Origin of the sequence: Massilia pseudoviolaceinigra (assembly GCF_030846505.1) — a bacterium.
Taxonomy (GTDB): Bacteria; Pseudomonadota; Gammaproteobacteria; order Burkholderiales; family Burkholderiaceae_D; genus Telluria_A; species Telluria_A violaceinigra.
In genome coordinates this window covers 121968-126037 of record NZ_JAVCWL010000002.1, presented here as the reverse complement: position 1 = coordinate 126037, position 4070 = coordinate 121968, and the positions used below count along the sequence as shown (strand labels likewise).

Here is a 4070-nt window from a genome sequence, read left to right as displayed (position 1 = left end):
GGAAAATACTTTCTATGATGCGCGGCGCAAGGCGCGCCGCATGTGCCGTTTGGCGCTCAGCGCGTCGCCGCTGTCGTCGGACGGCGGTGCTGGTGCCGGTGCCGGCGCTGCCGCCACGGCGGTTCCCGTGCGCTCGCCAAGATGGGCGGCGAGCTGCGAAATCGTTGTATATCGAAACAGGTCGGTGACCGACACGTGCACGCCGAGGCGCTGCGCCAGTTCGCGGCGCAAGGCGATCATCGAGAACGAGGTGCCGCCCACTTCGTTGAAGCGCTCATCGTGACCGACCGACGCGAGGCCAAGCAGGTCGCGCCAGATGGCGGCGATCTGCCCCGCCAGCTCGCCGCCGGCGGCGCCACCGGTGCCGGCAAGGGCGACCGGCTCGGGCGCCGGCGCCACCTGCGCCAGGGTGGCTGGAACGCCACCGAGCATCGCCGCCAGCGCCACGCTGTGCGGGTCCAGCGCGAGCGCAGCGAGCACCGGGGCGGCGTCGTAGGCGCCCACCAGGCACAGGCCCAGTCCCAGCTCGGCGGCCGACTGCCGCAAGATCTGCGCCATGTGGCCCGCTTCCATCCAGGCGAACGGCTCGGCCATGTCGCCGTACAGCGCGCGCAGGGCGTCGAGCCGGGCAAAGAAGAACACGGTGAACGCCGCCTCCCCCGCCATGCGCTGGTTGGCCGGCACCTGGCAACGGGCGTCGACGCCCTGGCCCGGGCCGACGAACAGCAGCGCGTGGCGCGCCGGGTGGTAGTAATACATGCCGGCGGCCAGTTCGCCAACCGCAGCGCCCAGCTGCACATAGGTTTGCACGCTGTAGCTGTCGCCCGCCGACGGATAGCGGCGCTGCAGGCGCGCGCCAGCCTCGATGGCGCCCAGGCCGCTCAGCAGCGCGGCCAGTTGCGCCAGCGTGACGGCACCGGCGAAGTCGCGCACTGATTGCAATGGCGCCGCCGCCGGCGCGCATGGCAGCGCGATCGCGGCGGCGCCGGCGAGATCGGCGCGCAGGCTGGCGCCCGGGGCGGCCAGCGCGCGTCGCGCCGCGCCGGCAGCCACCAGCGAATCGCCCCCGAACAGGCGTTCGAGCGCGGGCCGGGGCGGCGCGGCGTCGGCCACGCCCTGGACCGGCGCGGCGCCGGCGCGCGCGGCGAGCAGCTTGCGGTCGATCTTGCCGTTCGCGGTCAGCGGCAGCGTGGCGAGCGAGATCAGGCGCGATGGCACCATGTAGGCCGGCAGCGTGGCCTTGAGCCGCTCGCGCACCTCGCCCACGCTGGCCGCGCCGGTGATGAACGCCGCCAGGCGCTGCTGGCCATGGGCGTCGGTGAAGGTCAGCGCCACCGAGCCGCCCACGCCGGGGCAGCGCTCGAGCGCCACCTCGACTTCGCCCAGTTCCACCCGGTGCCCGGAAATCTTGACCTGGCCGTCGGTGCGTCCCAGGAATTCGATGTTGCCGTCGGCGTAGTAGCGCCCCCAGTCGCCGGTGCGGTACAGGCGCTCGCCGGTGCCCGGATGGCGCACGAAACTGGCCGCGGTCAGTTCCGGGCTGCCCCAGTAGCCGTCGGCCAGCCCGACCCCGCCGATGTACAACTGGCCGACCACGCCGTCCGGGCAATCGTCCATGCGCTCGTCGAACACGTGGAAGCGCTGGTTCGCCAGCGGCTTGCCGTAAGGAATACTCTTCCAGGCCGGCGACACTTCCCCGATGGGGTAAGCGATCGACCAGATCGACGCCTCGGTGGCGCCGCCAAGGCTGACCAGGGGGAAGGACACCCTGCCGGGCAGGCTGAGCGGTATCCAATCGCCGCTGAGCATGCCCAGGCGCAGGGTGGGCAGGTGCAGCGCGGCGCTGTCCTGGGTCAGCATGTGCAGGTGGCTGGGCACCGAATTCCACAGCGTGACCCGGTGCGTGTTGACCAGTTCTTTCAGGTAGGCCGGATCGAGCAGGCCGTCGGCCTGTGGAATCACCAGCGCGCCGCCGGCCGACAGGGTGCCGAAGATATCCCAGACCGACAGGTCGAAGTTGAGCGCGGACAGGCCGAGCACCCGGTCCAGGGCGCTGACGTGGTAGCGCTCATTGATGTCGCGCACGGTGTTGGCCGCGGCGCTGTGGCGGATCATCACCCCCTTGGGCGTGCCGGTCGAACCGGAAGTGAAGATCACGTAGGCCAGGTCGTCCGGCGTGGCCGGTCCGGGGTCGCATTCCACGGGCGACAGGAGGGATGCCGGCTCCTGCGCGGCGGCGATGCGCTGCACGCCGTCAGGCAGTGCCACGTCGGCGGCGGCCACCGCGTAGCGGCAGCGGCCCAGGCGCAGCAGCTCGGCCACGCGGGCCGGCGGAGCCGCATGGTCGATCGGCAGGTAGGCGGCGCCCGCCATCTGCACGCCCAGTACCGCCACCACCTGGGCCCAGCCGCGCGGCAGCGCGACCGCCACCAGCTCATTGGCTTGCGCCCCGCCCTGGCGCAGCGCGTGCGCCAGGGCGGCGGCGCGCACGGCCAGCTCGCGGTAGCTGAGCGTGCCATCCGGGGCGATCAGCGCGGTCCGCGCGGGCGTGAGGGCGGCCTGTTCCAGCACGCGCCCATGCAGCGTCCGCGCCGGCCATGGCATGGCGGTGGCGTTGGCCTGGGCGCGCCGCTCGCGCTGGGCGGCCGGCAGCGGCAACGACAGCGGCGCGTCCCAGGCGGCGTCGCTCTCGGCCAGTTGTGCGATCGCCCCGGCCCAGGTGTCGAACATGGCCTCGGCCAGGCCGTCGGGGAAGTAACCCTCGCGCACGTCCCAGCTCAGGTACAGGCGCCCCTCGTCGTCCATGATCTGGCAGTCCAGCCCCACTTGCGGGGTGCGCGTCATGCCGGTGACGAAGCGGCCCAGCGGGGCGCACGTTGCGTGCCGGTGCAGCAGGCTGGTAAATACCACCGGCATGAGCGATCGCGCGCCGTGGCGCTGCCCCAGTTGCGCGGCGAACTCGATGCCGCTCGTGTCGGCATGGGCCAGGTCGCTGGCCAGCTGGGCGGCGATGGCACTTGCCCCGGCGGCGAACGGCGCGGATCGGTCGCAGTCGGCCGCGAGCAGCACATTGCTGCTGAATTCACCCAGCACGCCGTCCGGAATGGCTTCGGCCAGGTGCTTGCCGACGGTGAGGTTGAGGGCGAAACGCGGCTGCGTCGCCCAGCGCGCCAGCACCTGGGCGAAGACGGCGACGACGGCCGGCACGCGTCCCAGCGAACGCGCGGCGGCGTAGCCCTGGAATGCTTTCCAGTGTGCGACGCCGATGCGCTGCTCGTAGCGCACGAAACGCCCGCCGGTCGGCACCACGGCGTTGACCGGAAGCTCGGGCGCGCGCGGGAAGTCGTCCAGCCGCGCGCTCCAGTAGTGCGCGCACACATGCTGGCGCCGCAGTTTTTCCTGGTGCCGGGCGGCGAAGACATCGCGGTAATGCCCCGTCAACGGCGCCGGCGGCGTGTGCGGATCGTCGTGGAGCCGGCCCAATTCACCGATCAGGCGAAAGATGCTGGCGGCATCGATCATGATCATGTCGAAGCCGAGCCAGAGCCGCATGCCGGCGTCGGTACGCGCCGCCGCGACCCGGAACAGCGGCCAGCGGGCCGGATCGCTGCGGGTGTCGAACATCTGGTCGCGCAGCCGCTCCAGTTGCAGCGCCGTTTGCGCCACGCCGGCGCCGCGCAGGTCGAGGCAGTCGACCGGGTAGTGGGGCACGGTTGCCAAAACGTGCTGACCGGCGCCGTCGAAGATGGTGCGCAAGGTCTCGTGGCGAATGACCAGCGTGTTCCAGGCCGCTTCCAGGCGCGCCATGTCCCATTCGGGGCGCTCCAGCTCCCAGCACAGCCAGCACCCGGTGCCGCCCAGTTCGGGCAACTCGGGGCCGATCAGGTAGGCGAGCTGCAGTTCGGTCAGCGCAGGAAGGCTCGCCTGGGTGGCGGCGTCGTGGACGGCCGGGTCGGGGGCGGCCCCGCTCACCCGCCCGTCCCTTGCCGGGCGGCGCGCAGCTTGACGGCGGCACCGGCTCGAACAAGCAATTCATTCCTCATTTCGACGTTCACGATCTCCTGCAAGTG

Annotated in this window: 1 protein-coding gene; it reads right to left on the bottom strand. The window is 71.9% G+C overall.

All coding sequences use genetic code 11. The annotated features are described in order from the left end of the window. Positions 1-12 precede the first annotated feature (12 nt). Positions 13-3972, bottom strand: a complete 3960-nt coding sequence (locus tag RBA40_RS02710; protein WP_306645745.1) for a non-ribosomal peptide synthetase — start codon at positions 3970-3972, stop codon at positions 13-15. Positions 3973-4070 lie beyond the last annotated feature (98 nt).